A 19,000-nucleotide genomic window follows, 5' to 3' on the forward strand; every position below is an offset into this window, starting at 1 on the left:
TCACGCCTTGTGATAAACCTCGGCACCTTGCGCAAGGAATTCAGCCGACTTCTCGGCCATGCCTTCGCTGATCGCAGCGCTTTCATCAACACCATGTTCGGCAGCGTAGTCGCGCACGTCCTGCGTAATTTTCATCGAGCAGAACTTCGGGCCGCACATCGAGCAGAAGTGTGCGGACTTGTGCGCATCCTTGGGCAACGTCTCGTCGTGGAATTCCTTGGCTTTTTCAGGATCGAGACCGAGATTGAACTGATCGTCCCAGCGGAATTCGAAGCGCGCCTTGCTTAGCGCGTTGTCGCGCACCTGCGCACCGGGATGGCCCTTCGCAAGATCGGCAGCGTGCGCGGCAATCTTGTACGCGATAATGCCGTCGCGCACATCCTGCTTGTTCGGCAGGCCGAGATGCTCTTTCGGCGTGACGTAGCAAAGCATGGCGGTACCGAACCAGCCGATCATCGCCGCGCCAATCGCGCTGGTGATGTGATCGTAACCGGGTGCAATGTCGGTGGTCAGCGGCCCGAGCGTATAGAACGGCGCTTCGTGGCACTTTTCCAGCTGGCGCTCCATGTTTTCCTTGATCAACTGCATCGGCACATGGCCGGGGCCTTCGATCATGGTCTGCACATCGTGCTTCCACGCGATCTGCGTGAGTTCGCCCAGCGTATCGAGTTCGCCGAACTGCGCGGCGTCGTTCGCATCGGCAATGCAGCCCGGACGTAGACCGTCACCGAGACTGAAGGACACGTCGTACGCCTTCATGATCTCGCAGATGTCTTCAAAGTGCGTGTAGAGGAAATTTTCCTTGTGATGCGCGAGGCACCACTTGGCCATGATGGAACCGCCACGCGAGACGATGCCGGTCACGCGCTTGGCGGTGAGCGGCACGAAACGCAACAGCACACCCGCGTGGATGGTGAAGTAGTCCACACCCTGCTCGGCTTGCTCGATCAGCGTGTCGCGGAACAGTTCCCAAGTGAGATCTTCGGCAACGCCACCGACTTTCTCAAGCGCCTGATAGATCGGCACGGTACCGATCGGCACCGGCGAATTGCGAATGATCCACTCGCGCGTTTCGTGAATGTTCTTGCCGGTGGAAAGATCCATCACGGTGTCGCCGCCCCAGCGGATCGACCACACCAGCTTTTCCACTTCTTCGGCGATGCCCGACGACACCGCGCTGTTGCCGATGTTCGCGTTGATCTTGGTGAGGAAGTTGCGGCCGATGATCATCGGCTCGCTTTCCGGGTGATTGATGTTCGCCGGAATGATCGCTCGGCCACGTGCGACTTCATCGCGCACAAATTCGGGCGTGATCAGTTTCGGCAGCGCAGCGCCGTACGATTCACCGGGATGCTGCGTGCGCAGTGCGCTGTTCTGCAGCGCTTCGATGCGCTGGTTCTCGCGAATGGCGATGTATTCCATTTCCGGCGTAACGATGCCGCGGCGCGCGTAATGCATTTGCGTGACGTTGGCGCCGTCTTTCGCGCGCAACGGTTTACGAATGTGACTGAAGCGCACCTCGTCGAGCTTCGCGTCCGTAGCGCGTTCGCGGCCGAAGCGGGAACTGAGGCCGGAAAGTTCTTCCACGTCACCGCGCTCGGCAATCCACGATGCGCGCAACGCAGGCAGACCCGCTGCGAGATCGACGCTGTAATCGGGATCGGTGTACGGACCCGACGTGTCGTAGATCGTAATCGCCGGATTGCTTTCGCCGCCGAACAACGTGGGCGTCTGCGCCTGACAGACTTCGCGCATCGGCACTTTCAGATCGGGGCGGCTGCCCTGCACATAGACTTTGTGCGATCCGGGAATCGGCCGCGTCACGGCTTCGGAGAGGTCTTGCGCGGCACGCACGAGATCGGAGGGCAAGGCATTCATCGGCATTCGTCCTTCAAGATATCCGCACGCAGAGGTGCGAAGTTCGTGCGATGCATCCGCACGGGAACGAAGCGACGGCGCCAACGCACGATGTTCCGTGCGGCGAAGCTCCCTACACCGGTGCTAACCGGATCAGGTTCGAAGGGTGTCTCTCAGCCGACTGCGGTCGGCACCCCCGCTTCCAAAGTCGTATTTGACCACGAAGCGGGGTTACAGACGAGTGTAGAACTCAGTGCGGGGCGTACGCGCGCAGGAACATGGCAACGCCGGCACGCGCGTTTTCTTCCACTTCCCGGGTATAGGTCTGCACGCATTCGGCGCAGCCGAACATGCGGCGCATCATCATGTCGCCCTTGATCAGCGACATGAACTGCATGGAAGCGCGCGGCACGTTGTCGATATCGAGCTTGTGCGAGTCAACCGCTTGCTGCAGCAGGCGTTCCATCAACCCACGGGTACGCATGGGGCCTTCTTCCCACATCAGCTTGCCGTAACGGGGATTGCCCTGACGGCAGTCGCTGAGAATGGCGCGGAAAGTACCGACGTTTTCCTGGTCGCAATCCAGCTTTGCGTGAACCAGGGCAACGCGGTTGAGGATCTCGCCAATGTCGGCACTGGGGTCGAAGCTGTAGATATCTTCCGGCAGAAGGTCCTGGATGCGCGCGCGAATGACTTCGCGGAACAAATTGTCCTTATCACCAAAATGACTATAGACCGTCAGTTTGGACACGCCTGCTTCGGCGGCAATGGCGTCCATGCTGGTGCCGGCGAAGGCGTTGCGGATGAACAGGGCTTTGGCAGCCTCCAGGATCGCCGCACGCTTCTCCATGTCTTTCGGGCGACCAGGCCCGTGAGCTTTGGTGAGCGGGATCGAGTTCATGGTTGCACCTTCACAAATCAGTTTACCCAATTTATTATACGGGACGGTTTAATTATTTCCTGAATGATACCGAATATTCGCGATATGTGTGAAACGACTCCTGAACTGGCTCTCACGGCCCCCTATCGCCACGCCCAGCGCCTGCTGGCCGGATGGCTGGAGCGGGATGTGGTCGGCGCCCTGCGCGAGGTGTTCGCGGTGCGTGCCGCGTTAGCAAGCTTGAATGGCGTCGAGCAGCACCGTTTGTCGCGATGGCTGGCGTGGTTGTGCGTATCGGCGGCCAGCCGTGGCGAATCGATTCTCGGACGTATCCGGCGACTGGATTTAACCCTCGGGGCGAGCACCGAAAAAGCGCTTTCGCAGCTACCCGCCGGGATGGATTTTCAGGCCGTGCGCAACCGTCGAAAGAGTGCGTAAGTGTCCGCGGACACAGCTATTTACATGACTTACGTCAGATCATCGCGATGACTTCCGGCACTTCGTACAACCTGGCTCAACCCGCAGGCTAACCATTGTCGAAACAGGGGCTAAACGCGTATCCTTTTTGACCTTTTTCGATCTCCAAAGGCTTGTTTCCAGATGGCGATGAACTTCGATCAGGCGCGTCAAAACATGGTTGAGAACCAGGTGCGCCCCTGGGAGGTGCTGGATGGCCGCGTGCTCGAGGTACTGGGCCGCGTACGCCGCGAAGACTTCGTGTCGCCCGACCACCGCCAGCTGGCTTTCGCCGACCTGTGCCTGCCCATCGGCCACGGCGAAGTGATGATGAAGCCGGTCGTCGAAGGCCGTGTGCTACAAGCCCTCGCGCTGCAGCCGGAAGACCATGTGCTGGAAATCGGCACGGGCACGGGCTTCCTCACCGCCTGCATGGCGAACCTCGCCGGCCGCGTCACCAGCGTGGATATGCATGCCGACTTCACCGCCGCAGCGGGCCCGCGCCTGCAGGCCGCGGGGGTCAGCAATGCCGAGCTGGTGACGGGTGAAGCCGTCACCGCCTGGCAACCGCAGGGCACGTTCGACGCCGTGGTTGTCACAGGCGCCGTCCATCGTATTCCCGACCGTTTTCTTGGCTGGCTGAAGCCAGGCGGCCGACTGCTCGTCGTTCGTGGCGATTCGCCGGTTCAGCATGTAATGCTGCTCACCCACGAAGGCAATGGCCGTTTCCGCGAAGAGAGCTTGTTCGAGACGGATCTCCCGTACCTCGCGCACGCCGAACCACCCCGCCGTTTCGTTTTCTGATCCCGCTACCCCGAAACCCCACGAGGCAACCCATGCGCTTGAAGCTTCTGACCCTTGCCCTGTCGTTGGCTGCAGTATCCCTGCCCAGCCATGGCGAGGATTTGCTGGATGCATACCGTCAGGCGCGTGCGAACGACCCTGTACTGGCCCAGGCTGACGCCACCCGACTCGCCGTCCGCGAAGGCGTGCCACAGGCGCGTGCGCTGCTGTTGCCGCAAATCAATGGCTCGATGAGCCTGACGCAGCAGAGCGCCAGCGGCGGCAGTAGCAGCTCCAGCAGCAGCGCGTTGGACAGCGGCGCGGGGAACTTCGACTACGGGCACATCCGTACACGCTCGGTTGGCGCGGAAGTGGATCAAACCGTCCTCAATCTCGCCGATATCGCGAACCTGCAAGCCGCCCACTCCACCGCGAATGCGCAGGACCAGACCTACGATGCCGCTGCGCAGGATCTTTTCGTCCGCGTCGCGACCGCCTACTTCACCGTGTTGAGCGATGAAGATCAGGTCACCTTCGCCAAGGCGAACGAAGAAGCGCTGCGCGTGACCTACGATCAGGCCGATCAGCAGTACAAGGTCGGCATTGCGGCGGTCACCAACGTGTATCAGGCCAAGGCACTGTACGAGGCGTCCAAGGCCACTACCATCAGCGACGAGAACACACTGGCCAACGATCGCCAGGCGCTGACGGTGATCACCGGCCAACCGACGGGCGACTTGAAGAAGCTGCGAGAGGATGTCCCGCTGGACGAACCTTCTCCTGCCGATCCGCAGGCGTGGGTGGATGTCACCAGCAAGAGCAACCCGAACATCCTGTCGGCGCAATATTCCGTCGATGCGGCCGAGCACAGCGTCAACGCTGCGCGCGCCGGCCATCTGCCGACCATTTCGGCAAGCCTGAGCCGCGACAAGAGCACGGCATGGGCCGAGAACGGTGGCTACAACCCGCTGGGCAACGGCCGCTGGGGCAACACCATCGGCCTCACGCTGTCGGTACCTATCTTTTCCGGCGGCTTGACCCAATCGAAGGTTCGCCAGTCGATCGATCAGCGTGACGAAGCGCAGGATTCGCTGGAATCCATCCGCCGCCAGTCGATCCAGAACACGTTGAACTACTACAACTCCGTGATTGCCGGCATCAGCGAAGTGAAGTCGGGCAAGTCCTCGGTCGAATCGGCGCAGGAAGCACTCAGTGCGACCAAAGCCGGCTTCCAGGTCGGTACGCAGATCATGCTGGACGTGCTGAATGCGATTCAGGTGTTGACGCAAAACCAGAGCCAGTATTCGCTCGCCCGCCATCAGCTGGTGCTCAATCGTCTGCTGCTGAGACAGTCGGCCGGCACGATCGATTACAAGGACATGGAATACATCAATACGTTGTTGCAGTAATTGCTTCACGCGTAGCACAAAAAAGGCCGGGAAATCCCGGCCTTTTTTTATTCCTGCAGCATGCGGTCGATCAGCTTCATCACGCGCCCCACCGCACCGCGCTCGCTGTCGAACACCACGCGCGCTTGCCGGCCCATCTGAGTGCGTTGCTCGGTATCGTGCAGAAGCCCAAGCACCTCTTCACCCAGCGCTTCACTTTGCAGCACGCGCCTTGCACCGCCGCCGCGAATCAACGCGAGCGTGATTTCCTCGAAGTTGAAGGTATGCGGCCCCACGAGCACCGGCTTGGCCAAAGCCGCAGGTTCCAGCACGTTGTGACCGCCGATGGGCACAAGGCTGCCGCCGACAAATGCGAGATCGGACGCCGCAAAAAACGGCATGAGTTCGCCCATCGTATCGATCAGAAACACCTGATGTGCCGCACCGGGAACGCGATCGATGCTGCGCATGGCCATCGAGAAACCAAGACTGCGCACCGAATGTTCGACCAGACGAAAACGCTCCGGATGTCGCGGCGCAATCAGCAACAATGCATCGGGAAAACGCTTGAGCACTTCGAGATGCGCTTCCAACACGGCGAGCTCTTCGCCTTCGTGCGTGCTGGCCGCAATCCACACCGGCCGCAGATGACCCCACTGCTTGCGAAAGAGTGGGCCACCTTCCAGCGCCGCCATCGGCACCGGCATATCGAATTTGAGGTTGCCGCTTACGGTGACCATCGCCGGGTCGGCACCGAGCAACCGATAACGCGCCGCATCCGTGCGCGATTGCGCCGCAATCTGGCGCACGCAGCGCAAGGCCGAACGAAGCAGCGCGCGCATCGGCGCGTAACCACGCAGCGAACGCCCCGAGAGCCGTGCGTTGACGATCATCAGCGGAATCCCGCGACGATGGCAGCCGAAATACAGATTCGGCCAGATTTCGGTCTCCACAATCAGCGCCAGCCGCGGCCGTATCTGGGTCAAAAAGCGGTGCACGGAAAACGGCAGGTCATACGGCAGATAGACATGAAACACGCTGTCGCCGAACAACTGCGTGACGCGCGCGGAACCGGTGGGCGTCACCGTCGTCACCACCAGTGGAGCGTTGGGATAATCCTCGCGCAACGCCTTGATCAACGGCTCGGCTGCGTTCACCTCACCGACCGAGACGGCATGCACCCAGATGCTGCCGCGCAGATCCGGCGACTTGAAAATGCCGAAGCGCTCCGGCCACCGCTCGTGGTAATTGCCATAGCGCATACCGCGTGTCAGCAGCCGCATCACGATGATCGGCGTGGCCAGGTACATCAAAATCGTATACAGATAGCGCAACGGACATCCCCAACGGTGACACCGCAGTATAAGAGGCCGCGCAAGCCCCGAAAGCGGGCCAAGCCCCTTAGGCACCGGTACAATACGCAGGATGCCTGGAACACCCCGTCCCGTTTTCACCCGCTCCCTGCTCTCCCCTCGCCTCTGGCCGGCGTGGATCGGCGTGGGCGTGATGAAGCTGATCGCCATGCTCCCCTATGGCGTGCTGATGGGGATGGGCCGCCTTCTTGGCGCCATCATCGAACGCGTTCCCTCGCCGCGACGCGAAGTAGCCGCGATCAATGTGGCCCTGTGTTTCCCGGAACTCGACGCCCAGGCACAGACCAAGCTGGTCGATGCACACCTGCGCGACATCGGCATGATGCTGATGGAATTCGCGCTCGGCTGGATGGGATCGGATCGCGCCATCGCGCGCATTCCCGTCGTCGTCGAAGGACTGGAACATCTTGAAGCGGCAAACGCCCAGGGCCGCGGCGTGCTGCTGGTCGGTGGCCACTTCTCGCACCTGGAGCTGTGCGCGCGGCTGGTCTCGCAACGCATCCGCATCGCTGGCATGTACCGGCGCATGGACAACCCGGCGTTCGAATGGACCGTGCTGCGCGCACGTCTGGGCTATGCGCGCGCCATGTTCGACAAGGACGATATCCGCGGCACGGTGAAATACCTGCGCAACGGCGGCACGCTGTGGTATGCGCCCGATCAGGACATGCGCAGCAAGGACAATGCATTCGTGCCGTTCTTCGGCGTCACCGCGGCGACCATCAAGGCCACCCATCACCTGGCGCGGATGTCGAACTCGCTGGTGATTCCCTTCTTCCATCGCCGGCTGCCCGACAATCAGGGCTATGCCCTTCGCCTGGGTGCCCCGTTGGAAAATCTGCCCAGCGACGATGCGGACGCCGACACGGCACGTGTCAACCTCGCCATCGAGCAGATGGTGCGCGAAGCGCCGGAACAATACCTTTGGGTGCACAAGCGCTTCAAAACGCGCCCTGAAGAGGAGCCGCAGATCTATTGATCAAGACAGGCCGACGACAGGCTAGCCGGGTAGATAAGCAGGCTGGCTTTTTCAAGCATCCCCGTACCATGTCCAAGTGTTGTCCGCCCTTCCAGCCGGCCTGCCGCCCGGCTCCTTCGTTTGCCTTAAGCTCTTACGCGTGGCTGACACGGAGTGCCGCATGACCGCAGCGGAAGGACAACAGGATCGGGCCTGCCCGATTTTCATGTATCACAACATCGCCCAGGCCCCGAAAGGCCTGCGCCGCTGGCGAAGCCTGTACGTCAGCCCAGGCGCTTTTGCGCGTCAGATGTGGCTGTTGAAACGCCTCGGCTACACGGGCCTGTCGATGTCCGATGCCATGCCCTATCTGCGCGGTGAGCGCAAAGGCCGTATTGCGGTGGTCACGCTGGACGACGGCTACATCGACAACCTCGAATCGGCCATGCCGGTACTGCAGCGCTACGGTTTTACCGCCACCTGCTACGTCGTCAGCGGCAGCATCGGACGCTTCAACAACTGGGATGCCGAAAAGCTGGGCATCGAAAAACCGTTGATGTCGCCGGCGCAAATGCGCGCGTGGCATGACGGCGGCATGGAAATCGGCGCGCACACGCGCAGCCATCCACGCCTCACGCAATGCAACGATGTGCAACTGCAGGACGAAATCGCCGGCTGCAAGGCGGATCTTGAAGATCACCTGGGCGCGCCTGTCACCCAGTTTTGCTATCCGTATGGCGACATGAACGATCGCGTCGCCGACGTCACGCGCGATGCCGGTTATGCGGCTGCCACCACCACCCAGCGTGGACGCGCCGTCATCGGGACTGATCTGTGGCGTCTGCCGCGCGTACAAGTTGCGCGACACCACGTACTGCCGCAGTTCGCCATGCGCGCTTTGACCAATTACGAGAATCGACGCGCATGAAATTCCTTTTTGTCGGCACCAATCCGGAAAACACCGGTGCCGCGACCCATTTCGTCGCGCTTGCACAGGCGATGGTTGAAGCGGGCCATCAAGTGAGCGCCGTGGTTTATCCGGATGGCCTGATCGCGAAAAACCTCGCGGCATCGGGCGTGCGCATCTATCCGGCGAAATTTCGCAACGTGTTCGATCTGCGCGGCTACTTCGCAACGATCAAGGCGGCGCGTCATCTTCGTCCGGATTGGCTGGTCGGCAACTTCGGCAAGGAATACTGGCCGCTGATTCTCGTGAGCCGCCTGCTGAGCGTACCGGTGGCATTGTTCCGTCATCGCACGCCGCCTATGGGTCGTGTTTCTGGTTATCTCGTGCCGCGGCTGGCGCAGCGCTTTTTTGCCGTATCCAGCCATGCGCGACAGGCGTATCTCGATCGCGGGGTTCCACCGCAACTGGTGCGTGTGCTGTACAACCCGGTGAATATGCAATGGTGCAAACCCGATGCGCAAAAGCGTAGCGAGATCCTGCATCAGTTGGGCATTCCGCAAGATGCCATCGTGATCGGCTATGTCGGCCGCATGCACGGTAGCAAGGGTATCTACACCTTGCTGGAAGCCGTCGAAGGTGCGATGACGCAGGAGCCGCGTTTGCATTGCATGTGGCTCGGTCACGGGCCTGATGCACAAGCGATTGGCGAGCGCATTGAAGCGGGATCGTTTGCGCACCGGCATCACATGCTTGGCTGGATCGACGACGTGCATCCTTACTACAGCGCGCTTTCGATGCTGGCGTTTCCATCCATCGCGACTGAAACGTTTGGTCGCGTGTCGGTGGAGGCGCAGGCAGCGGGGGCGCCGGTGTTGGCTAGCAATATCGGCGGCGTGCCTGAAACGCTTTCGGCGAATGTCACGGGTTTGTTGCTGCCACCGGGGAATGCGCCGGCGTGGCGTAATGCGATTTTGCGCATGTGTGAGGGTGATGTGCGCGAGACGATGGGGGTTGCTGCGCGGGACTTTGTCGATCGGCATTTCAGTACCCGCGTTATCGCCGACGAATTCGTGAGAATTCTCTGCGATAGCTAACGCGTCGCTTGCTCACAATCAGCCCGACGAAGCCCACCACCAACGCAGCCACGTTCATCTCGTCATTCCTGCGTAGGCAGGAAGCGCTTTACAACAGCGAAGCTGGTCATCCAGTGTCCTCGGTTCCCATTTGCGCGCTATCGCTAGGTTGCTCGCCTACGCGGCGGGCGTTTCGTGCCTCTGCCGAGGCCCGAGTCACTTTTCTTTGCGTGCCCAAAGAAAAGTAACCCAAAGAAAGGGCACCCCGTATTCGGTGCTCTACGGGCTATCGCCCTCCGAGGCGTAAGAGGGGGCCGGGCTTTTCGACAGGGCTCCTGCCCTGGCGAAAAGGAATCGGCATCCTTGCCGATTCCCCTACGGGCCTTTTCGTCCCCCTCTCACTCACCGCATAAGGGGACCCCTGCGCGCGTGGCGCGCACTCTTGAAAGGGCAAAAGCAAGGAGCGAAGAGCGAAAGACGTGCGGTCGCGGCTTTACTTAGACTTGCCCTTCGCCCTGCGCGCCTCATGCAATTTGGCGTACTTCAGAAATACATAGAACGCGCCGAGCACGCTTGCGATGAAACCTGCCCAGCCGCTGAGAAAATAACGCTTCAATAGATATTGGCGCAAAAAAAACAACGGCGGATAGATCACCATGCGTAGCCCGGTGAAGCGTTGGCCACGCCGCAACTTATGCGCGACCATGCCGCTGCTGTAGCGATTGATCTTTTCGACACGCGTGGCGATATCGCCATCGCCGCTGTTGACGAAGTCGGCGCTCCAAAGCGTTTTGACGGGGCCTTTTACTTCGACGGCCGCGTGCACTTCGACGTCATTCATGCCGCCGCGATGCCGATTGAACAATCGCAGATGTCCATTGCGATGACTCCAGCGATGCTGCACTGTCCAGAACATGCGTTCGCGGCGTGGTATGCGAAAACCGGCATGCGTGGGATCTTCCAGCGCACGCTCGATAATTGCCCGGGTGCCAGGCGATAGAATTTCGTCGGCGTCGAGATTCAAGATCCAGTCGTTGCGCGCCATATCGTAGGCGCGCTGTTTTTGCGGGCCGTAGTCGTCGAAGGGATGTACTTCCACGCGCGCGCCATGCATGCGTGCGATGGCAACCGTGCTGTCGGTCGAGCCCGAATCGAGCACGATGATTTCGTCGACCCAATCGACCTCGCGCAGGCACGCGTCCAGCGTGTCGGCGTTGTTGTAGGTGATTACGACCACCGAAAGCGGTTCACGCGCCATCGCTCAATGTCCTCTTTGCGGCGTAAAGCGACGCGCACCACAAGCCGAGCAGCCAGGCGAACAGCAAGCCCCACCAGGCCGAATAGAAGGCCAGATGCGTGTTGATTGGAAAAAGCATGGCGAGCAGCGATACCGACACGGGAAAAACGGCGGTGCGACAGGCATCGCCTGCGCGCCACCACGCACGCCACGCGATGACCACGCCAAGCAGCCACAGCACAAGTCCGATCACGCCGGTTTCCGTGAGAATTTCCAGCACGACCTGATGCGCGTGGCATGCTCCTTCGCCTTCGCCGCAATTCTCGGCGGTCAGGAAGTGATCGTTGGCGGGCGCAAATTTCGGATAGGCGTATCGAAAATCACGCACGCCCACACCCGTGAAAGGATGCGCCTCGATCATGCGCAAACTGTTGCGCCAGATATCGAGGCGACCGGTTGTCGCCTGATTGATATCCGCTTCGTCTCCGCTCAACGCCGCAAGCGTTCGCTGCATGCGTGTGTCAAAACGCGTCGACGTTTTCCACGCGATGCCGCCCGCAGCAAGCAAGATGACCGCACCCAGCGCGCACGATGCGATGAATCGCAGCGGCGAACCTGCCTCGCGCCACGCAAACACAAGCGCAACCAGCCCATAGCACACCCATGCCGCACGCGAGCCACTTAGCATCACCGGCCCCAGCACGAGCAAGAACGTAACAATGAGGCCGAATCTTCCCCAACGTTGGCGCGCTGCCCACAAGGCAATCGGCGAGAGCACTGCTAGCGTGGGGCCGAGTTTTGGATCGTCGGCGCCGAATAATCCAGAGATGCGTTCGGGGTCGGCCTGCCCACGCAAACTCCATCCCGTCAGCATCTGCATCCACGCGTCGAGTACCCAGAACGCCACCACGACAGCAACGGCCACATAGAAACCTCGCAGGCGCTGTTCGCCGCGGATGACATAGCAGGCATACAAACCCAGCGGCAGATAACGCAGTAGCGCCAGCACAGTCGTCCAGCTCTTGCCCCGCTCTACCGCCGTAAACGCGGAGAAAAAGGCCGCGCCGATGTAACAAGCGAGCAGCAACATCAATAGGCGGGCGCCCGGATTGTTCCAGAATTCACCACCATCGCGACGCCATACGATCACAGCACCGATCGCGCATAAAAGCGTGGCGAGTTCAGCACTACGCCCGAACGGCAGCAACGCGACCAGCAACCAGAACGGCAGCAGCGGTGAACGCAGCAAGTTCGCGACAGCGGAAGTGGAAGTGCTCATGCCGGGCCCGGAGGAACGCTCCGCCCATTGTAGGCGACGGAAGGTCCGTCGCCGCGAGGCGCCTGCTAACCCGAGACTTCTTCGTAGAGAGCGAGCGCGGCGTGCTGCATATCGATCAAACGATAGCGCTGCAGCGGCGGGATCGGCGGCGCGACGCGCAAAAGCTCTGCGGCACGTTCGACCAGACGCTCATGATCGCCCGGCGGCACACGGCCAGCGGGGTACAGCTCGGCCAGCAGCTCGCCGACGCCACCGTGAGCGTAGCCAAGCACCGGACGGCAAAGCGACAACGCCTCCACCACCGTGCGGCCGAACGCCTCGGGCTTGTTGGAGAGTTGCAGAATCAGCGCCGAGGTGGCGTAGATATCCCGGATGTCGTCACGCGCCGACGTCATGACGACCTGCGAGTCGATATCGCGCGCATGGACAAGGTCCATCAGCTCGCGAACGTACGCTTCGCGGCCCGGCTCGATCACGCCCAGCAACAACAGGCGCGTTTCGATGCCACGCTGTTTGAGTTCCGCCACCAGCTCAATCGCATCGCGATGGCCTTTCAGGCGTGTACCTCGACCCGGCAAGGTAAGAAGGGGCGCCCCGGTCAGCTTCGGGAATTCCGCAAAGAACGCTTTCTGCCATGCCTCATCCGGGCGATGGCCGTAAGGAAAAGCCTCCGGATCGATGCCACGCGGAATGATGCGGATACGCGCGGTATCCAGATTGCGATAATGGCTGATGAGGTAGTCGCGCACGGTCTGCGAAACCACCACTACCCGTTCGCCGCGCAACATGATGGCGCTGTAGCGACCGGGCGAATTGAGGCCGTGGACCGTCGTGATGAAATGCGGCCGCGGGGACATACCCTTCAGCGCCCACCATCCCATCCAGGCGGGAAGACGCGAACGTACATGAACGACATCCGGTTTCAGCTCGCGCAACAATCGGCGCAGCTTGCTTAGGCGCCCCAGCGTGAGCAGCGACTTTTGGCCAACGTCCAGGACAATGTGTTCGCTGCCCTCGGCCTGCAGCTGTTCGACCATGCGGCCGCCCGCCGAGATCACCACCGAACGGTGACCGGCCTGCACCAACGCCCGTCCTACTTCCAGGACGGACCGCTCCGCCCCACCTGCGCGCAGCGCAGGTATGAGCTGCACAACAGTCAGCACCCTGGCCGGTGTGGCAGCGACGGACATGATTCCCTCATTCGCAACTTTCATCCGAAAAAACAAGCACCAATCGTGCCGTAAACGTTCCCTTCGATCGGATGCTGGAGGACATCTAGTCGCGTAGCACGTAACGTGCGCCGCAATAAGGACAAACGGACTCGCCACCGTCTTCGACGACGGGCAGGTAAACCTTCGGATGTGAGTTCCACAGAGCCATGCCGGGCATGGGGCATGAGAGCGGCAGGTCCGAACGCGTCACTTCGTAACGATTTTCGGCATTCGCCAGAATGGGCGTGACGGCGGCAGATGAACCCGACATGGGATGTTGCTCCGGGTGAGACATGGGACTGCCAATGGTAGCAGGCCGCCCGGATCGTTCCATCCCTCCCCCGTTGCGGGAGAGGGATGATGGCTACGTGAACGCGATTACTTCGCCGAACCGGCCTTCGGCACGGAGGCTTCGGTGGTGATATTGATCGTGATCTCGTCGCTCACGTTCGGCACATAGGCACCCAGGCCGAAGTCCGAACGCTTGAGCGTGCCGGTCGCATTGAAACCGATGGCGGCCTGACCGGTCATCGGATGCTTGCCGCTCTTGTTAAGCGTCGCGTCCAGCACCACCGGCTTGGTGACGCCATGCACGGTCAGGTCACCCGTCACCTTGAAGTGGGTGCTGTCCACCGGCTGCACGCTGCTGCTCTTGAAGGTGATCGTCGGGAATTGGGCCGCATTGAAGAAATCCGGCTGCTTCAGATGGTTGTCCAGCGCGGGCACATGCGTGTCCAGGTTGGCCAAGGGCATGGTCACCTGAACCGACGACTTGGACGGATTCTGCTCGTCGAACACCAACGTGCCATCGGCGATACCGATGTCAGCGACCGGATTGGAGAAGCCGAAATGGTTCCAGCTGAACAGCACCATGGTGTGACCGGGGTCGAGCTTGTAGGACACCGGGGCGGCCTGGGCGGAAAACGCTGCGCCCAGCAAACCGGCCAACATGACATAACGAAGAGTACGCATAAGTTTCCTGCCTCAATCGATGATTAGTGGGGAAAAGAAGGTGTGGGCTATCGAGGACAGCTCAATCAATGCGACAGGCTTCGTCGAACGAAAGACGAGGACTGCGCGGGAAAAGGTCGCGGCTTGCATCGCCGTAGCCGATGTTGATCAGGAAGTTCGACTTGATCGACGTGCCGGCAAAAAACGCTTCATCGACGCCCGCGTTATCGAAACCGGACATCGGTCCGCAATCCAGGCCAATGCTGCGCGCGGCCATGATCACGTAAGCGCCTTGCAACGTCGCGTTGCGAAACGCAGTGATGTCGGCCAGCACCTGATTGTCGACGAACCAGCTGCGCGCATCGGCATGCGGAAACAACTGCGGCAGCTTTTCATAGAAGGTGTGGTCGTTGGCAACGATCGCCGTGACCGGCGCTGCCAGGGTCTTGGCGCGATTTCCTTCGGAAAGGAAAGGCTTGAGCTTTTCCTTGCCTTCCTTCGACGTCACGAAGACCAGGCGCATGGGCGAGGAATTGGCGCTCGTCGGGCCGAACTTGGCCAGGTCGTACAGCGCATGCAACTGTTCGACGCTCACTTCTTTGGGCAGAAAGGCGTTATACGTACGCGCGGTGCGGAACAGTTGATCCAGCGCCGCCTCGGCAAGTTTCTCGCTCATGGGTATCCTCTGCATGAAGACGCGCCTTCGTTGGCGCAACAGACCTAGAGTGTAAGCGCTTGCCGGGCACGTCTGGGGTGAAGGGGGCGAAACGTACTGTGCAGATTCTGACGACAATCCCGGGTACGAGTTCCGCATGACCGCCACGCTGCCGGGCGAATGCTGGGCCATTACCGATCACTCCGCCGGAAACCAGCGCCAGGCACTGGCCCTGGCGGAGGGTCTGGGCATGCCTGTACGCCATATCGTTATGACCCCACGTGCACCCTGGTCATGGCTTTCGCCGCGACTGGCACTCGGCGGTCGTCTCGCCCTGCCGGCTTCGCAGCGTGCCACCTACGCATCGCCATGGCCCGATGTCGCCATCGGATGCGGCCGCAGCGCGGCATTGTTCACGCGCATGCTTCGCGGGTATTCAAACGGCCACTGTTACACGGTACAGATTCTCAATCCGCGCATCGATCCATCGCATTGGGATACGGTCATAGCGCCGCGTCACGACCAACTCTCCGGCCCCAACGTGCTGCAGCCAGTGGGATCACTCAATCCGGTGGACGATGCATGGTTGAAGGACGGCCGCGACGCGTGCCCGGCATTGGAAGAACTGCCGCGTCCGCGCGTGGGCGTACTGATCGGCGGCCCGCGCAAGGGCGTCGCTATCGATACCACTTACGCGCAGCAATTGATCGAACGACTGCTCGCGCGGCGACGTGTCGAAGGCGGCAGCCTGATGGTGCTCGCATCACGCCGCACACCCGCTGCCGTAATGGATCTCATGAACGCTGCGCTCGCCGATATACCAGGCCTGACATGGTGCGGTCCGGACGATGGCAACAATCCTTACCCCGGCGTACTTGGCTGGGCAGATCGGCTTGTCGTCACACCCGATTCGGTCAACATGCTCAGTGAAGCATGCGCCGTCGGCTGCGCCGTGCAAACGCTGGTGACAGCGCCACTACCGCCGAAACTCGCACGCTTTCACGCAAGCCTGCGTCAAGCAGGCCTGTTGCATGATCTGGATAGCGAGCCGCCTGCGCGTCAGCGTCCGTTGCGCGAAACCGAGGCGATTGTCGCCACCTTGCGGCAGCGTATTCTCGCGACCTGACACGCGCGCGCTAAAACGTGAAGCCCAGCGCATGCGTCACGGCACTCACATCACTGCACAGCGCTTCCAGACTTTCATCTCGCGGCGCGATGCGTGAACGCAAATCAAGCGTACAGAGCAGCGCCTGCCGAAGTAGCTCGGTATGCGCGCGCGCAAAGCTGTTCGCCTGCGCGGTATCCAGCAAACCGACATCACGGCATGCGTCGATCAAACCCGCATTTGCCGTAATCGACAACAAGGATGGATTCGTTGCCGCGTGCGCCAGCACCAAGCCTTGCAGCGCAAACTCGATATCAAGCAATCCGCCGCGCCCTTGCTTGAGGTCGATCTGCGATGCATTCGAGCGATCGCGTTCGGCGCGCCACCGTTGCCGCATGCTGCTGACTTCGGCAAGCACCGCAGCGCGATCACGTGGCACCGCGAGCGTTTTACGGCGCACATCCGCCAACTCTGCGTTGAGTACAGCATCGCCCGCCACCGGACGCGCACGCAGCAGTGCCTGATGCTCCCATGTCCACGCGCGGCTTTCCTGATACGCGACGAAGGCGTCCAGGCTTCCAATCAGCAAACCCTTGGAACCGTCCGGCCGCAACCGCGTATCCACCTCATACAAGCGTCCCGCACGTGTTAGCACGGTCAGCCAGTTCATCACACGCTGCGTGAGGCGTTGATACCAGCGAGAGCCATCGAGCGAGCGCGGGCCGTCGCTCATCGCTTGCGCACGCTGCCCGTCAAAAACAAATACCAGATCCAGATCGGACGCGAAGCCAAGCTCTTCGCCGCCAAGGCTGCCGTAGCCAAGTATCGAAAAACCCGAGCCTGCGCCCGGAAGGCGCCCGTGTTGCGCAATCACTTCGCGTTCCGCCAAAGCAGCGACGGCGATCACCACCGATTCGGCAAGCGCTGCAAGACGCCGCGCGGTTGCGACAGCATCGGCGCGTCCATCATTGAATGCCAGGCCGAGGCGAAACGCGATGCTCGATTTGAATTCGTTAATGCGCTCAAGCTCTGCTTCGGCTTCGCGCTCATCGAGCGTCGTCAGCACATGTGCAATCTCGGCGCTGATGTCCGCACGTTTCATCGGCAAATGATCGATGCGCGGATCGAGCACATCGTCCAGCAACAAGGGTTGCGCGATGACGCGCTCGGCCAGAAATGCACTGTCCGCAAACAGCTGTGCGAGACGCTTACGCGCCGCAGGCTGTTCTTCCAGTAATGCTAGATAAGACGGACGCCGCGCCACCGTCTGCACCAACCGGCATAGACGCAACAGGCAAGGCACAGGCGCCGCCGTTGCGCGCGCCACGGCAAGCAATTGCGGCATCAGATGATCGAGCTGCTCGCGCGTGCGCGGCGACATGGAGCGCAGTTGCGGACCTTGCTGCAACTTGAGCAGTGCCTCGGCGGCCTCTGCGCCAGGCACGAAACCGGACGCTTCGAGCAGCGCGGCGTCGAGCGACTCGTTGCAGGCGTGCTGCCAAAGCGTGGCATCTTCCGCAGGAACGCGTGCCTTCGGGCCGCCCTCGGGCATCAACACCGCAGCAAATTCTGTGGCGACGATCTCGCGATGTTTGGCAAGTTCTTCTGCCAGCGGTTCCCAGGAGGGATAGTCCAGCCCCAATGCGAGACGTTCGCGCGTCAGCGGGTCTTCCGGCAAATCGTGGGTTTGCGCATCGCGCAGCATCTGCACGCGGTTTTCCAGCTGACGCAGGAATACATAGGCCTCGCGCAATGCCCGCGCACGCTTGGCGGGAATATGCCCGCGTGCCTCGCATGCAGTGAGCGCAGGCAACAGGCCGCGCACACGCAAGCTGGGTTCACGGCCACCGCGAATCAACTGCACCAGCTGCACGATGAACTCGATTTCGCGAATGCCGCCCGGCCCAAGCTTGAGATTGTCGGCAAGGTCCTTGCGCGCAACCTCCGCGTCGATCAGCGCCTTCATTTCACGCAGTCCGGCAAACGCCGTGTAATCGAGATATTTGCGATAGACGAAAGGACGCAGCATTTCCTGCAGCTCTTTGCCGGCGCTGCGATCGCCCGCCACCGGACGCGCCTTGATCCACGCGTACCGTTCCCAATCGCGACCTTCGCGCTGGTAATACTGCTCCATCGCGCTGAACGGCAGCGCGAGTCGCCCGGCATTGCCGAACGGACGCAATCGCAGATCCACACGTGCGCAAATGCCGTCGATGGTCGGCTCGTGCAGCAGGCGCACCAATTGCCGCCCCATGCGCACGAAATATTCGCTGTTGTCGAGCGGGCGCGAACCATCGCTCTCCCCGCCATGCGGATAGGCGAGCACGAGATCGATGTCGGACGAAAAATTCAGCTCGCTACCGCCCAGCTTGCCGAAGCCGATCACTACCAGTCGCTGCAAGCTGCCATCGGTCGCGCGCGCATGTCCGTAACGTGTTGCGAGCACACGGTCGCTCCACTCCAGTGCGCTGCCCAGCAATGCCTCGTACAGCACGCTGGTCGCGGAAAGAATTTCTGGCAGCTCGTCCAGACCGTTGACGTCGCGGAACACCAGCCGCAGCGCCTCCGCATGCCGGAATTTTCGCAACGCTGCCATGTAGGCTGCTTCGTCAGGATCGAGCTTGATCGTCTCGATGCGCGCCGACGCATCGCTGCCGGAACGAAGACGCTCCAGTCCCTGCGGCGACAACAACTGCGGCTGACTGCGCCATGCCTCAAAAGCAAAATCGCTGGCCAGCAGCGTGCGGCGAATGCGCTCGGCCACACCCGCATCGTCGTGCAGGGGAACACCCGCCGCACGGCAGCGAGCCACCAGTTGCGCATAGCGATCGTCGATCAATGCGCGAAGCGCGGGGGATTCAAGCGAAGGAGTTGCCACGGCCATGGA

General features: G+C 61.2%; 17 protein-coding genes and 1 riboswitch. Of the genes, 7 read left to right on the forward strand and 10 right to left on the reverse strand.

Going from position 1 to position 19,000, the window contains the following annotated elements; translation table 11 throughout:
- Both thiC and EKH79_RS17315 read right to left on the reverse strand, forming a co-directional pair.
- Entirely contained in the window at positions 1-1,878 is a 1,878-nt protein-coding gene (thiC, locus tag EKH79_RS17310; RefSeq protein ID WP_126675107.1) for a phosphomethylpyrimidine synthase ThiC, read from the reverse strand.
- Between the two features lie 92 nt (positions 1,879-1,970).
- Positions 1,971-2,065, reverse strand: a riboswitch (TPP riboswitch).
- A gap of 42 nt (positions 2,066-2,107) precedes the next feature.
- A complete protein-coding gene (locus tag EKH79_RS17315) occupies positions 2,108-2,758 on the reverse strand; it encodes a TetR/AcrR family transcriptional regulator (protein WP_126675108.1) in 651 nt (216 codons plus the stop codon).
- An 84-nt stretch (positions 2,759-2,842) separates the two neighbouring features.
- On the opposite strand from EKH79_RS17315, the gene EKH79_RS17320 reads away from it, so the two are divergent.
- The 3 genes from EKH79_RS17320 to EKH79_RS17330 all read left to right on the forward strand — a co-directional run bounded on the left by EKH79_RS17320 (position 2,843) and on the right by EKH79_RS17330 (position 5,385).
- Positions 2,843-3,175 carry a hypothetical protein gene (locus tag EKH79_RS17320; protein ID WP_126675109.1) on the forward strand — a complete coding sequence of 111 codons (333 nt, stop codon included), beginning with the start codon at positions 2,843-2,845 and terminating at the stop codon, positions 3,173-3,175.
- A 162-nt stretch (positions 3,176-3,337) separates the two neighbouring features.
- Positions 3,338-3,997 (forward strand): protein-L-isoaspartate O-methyltransferase family protein, encoded by a 660-nt coding sequence (locus EKH79_RS17325; protein WP_126675110.1) that lies wholly within the window; start codon positions 3,338-3,340, stop codon positions 3,995-3,997.
- Positions 3,998-4,029: 32 nt separating this feature from the next.
- The gene (locus EKH79_RS17330) at positions 4,030-5,385 is read left to right on the forward strand and encodes a TolC family outer membrane protein (protein ID WP_126675111.1); all 1,356 of its coding nucleotides are present in this window, start codon (positions 4,030-4,032) and stop codon (positions 5,383-5,385) included.
- 47 nt (positions 5,386-5,432) lie between these two features.
- Here the strand turns inward: EKH79_RS17330 and waaA are convergent, their stop codons facing one another.
- Positions 5,433-6,698 carry a lipid IV(A) 3-deoxy-D-manno-octulosonic acid transferase gene (gene waaA, locus EKH79_RS17335; RefSeq protein WP_126675112.1) on the reverse strand — a complete coding sequence of 422 codons (1,266 nt, stop codon included), beginning with the start codon at positions 6,696-6,698 and terminating at the stop codon, positions 5,433-5,435.
- 91 nt (positions 6,699-6,789) lie between these two features.
- On the opposite strand from waaA, the gene lpxL reads away from it, so the two are divergent.
- From lpxL to EKH79_RS17350, 3 genes are all read left to right on the forward strand, one after another.
- Positions 6,790-7,716 (forward strand): LpxL/LpxP family Kdo(2)-lipid IV(A) lauroyl/palmitoleoyl acyltransferase, encoded by a 927-nt coding sequence (lpxL, locus tag EKH79_RS17340; RefSeq protein ID WP_126675113.1) that lies wholly within the window; start codon positions 6,790-6,792, stop codon positions 7,714-7,716.
- Positions 7,717-7,876: 160 nt separating this feature from the next.
- Entirely contained in the window at positions 7,877-8,623 is a 747-nt protein-coding gene (locus EKH79_RS17345) for a polysaccharide deacetylase family protein (RefSeq protein WP_233590379.1), read from the forward strand.
- Complete coding sequence (locus tag EKH79_RS17350) at positions 8,620-9,696, forward strand: glycosyltransferase family 4 protein (RefSeq protein WP_126675114.1); 1,077 nt, start codon at positions 8,620-8,622, stop codon at positions 9,694-9,696. The genes EKH79_RS17345 and EKH79_RS17350 overlap by 4 nt, the downstream gene beginning before the upstream one ends.
- A 472-nt stretch (positions 9,697-10,168) precedes the next feature.
- On the opposite strand, the gene EKH79_RS17355 is transcribed toward EKH79_RS17350, so the two are convergent.
- The 6 genes from EKH79_RS17355 to EKH79_RS17380 all read right to left on the reverse strand — a co-directional run bounded on the left by EKH79_RS17355 (position 10,169) and on the right by EKH79_RS17380 (position 15,029).
- Entirely contained in the window at positions 10,169-10,933 is a 765-nt protein-coding gene (locus tag EKH79_RS17355) for a glycosyltransferase family 2 protein (RefSeq protein ID WP_126675115.1), read from the reverse strand.
- Positions 10,923-12,191 carry an O-antigen ligase family protein gene (locus tag EKH79_RS17360; protein ID WP_126675116.1) on the reverse strand — a complete coding sequence of 423 codons (1,269 nt, stop codon included), beginning with the start codon at positions 12,189-12,191 and terminating at the stop codon, positions 10,923-10,925. Before EKH79_RS17360 ends, EKH79_RS17355 begins: the two co-directional genes overlap by 11 nt.
- 65 nt (positions 12,192-12,256) lie before the next feature.
- A complete protein-coding gene (locus EKH79_RS17365) occupies positions 12,257-13,381 on the reverse strand; it encodes a glycosyltransferase (RefSeq protein ID WP_126675117.1) in 1,125 nt (374 codons plus the stop codon).
- Positions 13,382-13,466: 85 nt separating this feature from the next.
- Positions 13,467-13,673: a zinc-finger domain-containing protein gene (locus EKH79_RS17370; protein ID WP_126675118.1), complete on the reverse strand. Its 207-nt coding sequence runs from the start codon at positions 13,671-13,673 to the stop codon at positions 13,467-13,469.
- Between the two features lie 107 nt (positions 13,674-13,780).
- Positions 13,781-14,374, reverse strand: a complete 594-nt coding sequence (locus EKH79_RS17375) for a YceI family protein (protein ID WP_126675119.1) — start codon at positions 14,372-14,374, stop codon at positions 13,781-13,783.
- A gap of 61 nt (positions 14,375-14,435) precedes the next feature.
- Positions 14,436-15,029, reverse strand: a complete 594-nt coding sequence (locus EKH79_RS17380; RefSeq protein ID WP_126675120.1) for a malonic semialdehyde reductase — start codon at positions 15,027-15,029, stop codon at positions 14,436-14,438.
- Between the two features lie 136 nt (positions 15,030-15,165).
- Here EKH79_RS17380 and EKH79_RS17385 point away from each other — a divergent pair, with 136 nt between their 5' ends.
- A complete protein-coding gene (locus EKH79_RS17385; protein WP_126675121.1) occupies positions 15,166-16,134 on the forward strand; it encodes a mitochondrial fission ELM1 family protein in 969 nt (322 codons plus the stop codon).
- Positions 16,135-16,144: 10 nt separating this feature from the next.
- Here EKH79_RS17385 and glnE read toward each other — a convergent pair whose 3' ends face one another.
- A complete protein-coding gene (gene glnE, locus EKH79_RS17390; RefSeq protein WP_126675122.1) occupies positions 16,145-18,997 on the reverse strand; it encodes a bifunctional [glutamate--ammonia ligase]-adenylyl-L-tyrosine phosphorylase/[glutamate--ammonia-ligase] adenylyltransferase in 2,853 nt (950 codons plus the stop codon).
- Between the last annotated feature and the right edge of the window lie 3 nt (positions 18,998-19,000).

Source organism: Dyella dinghuensis (genome assembly GCF_003977615.1).
GTDB classification, from domain to species: Bacteria; Pseudomonadota; Gammaproteobacteria; order Xanthomonadales; family Rhodanobacteraceae; genus Dyella_B; species Dyella_B dinghuensis.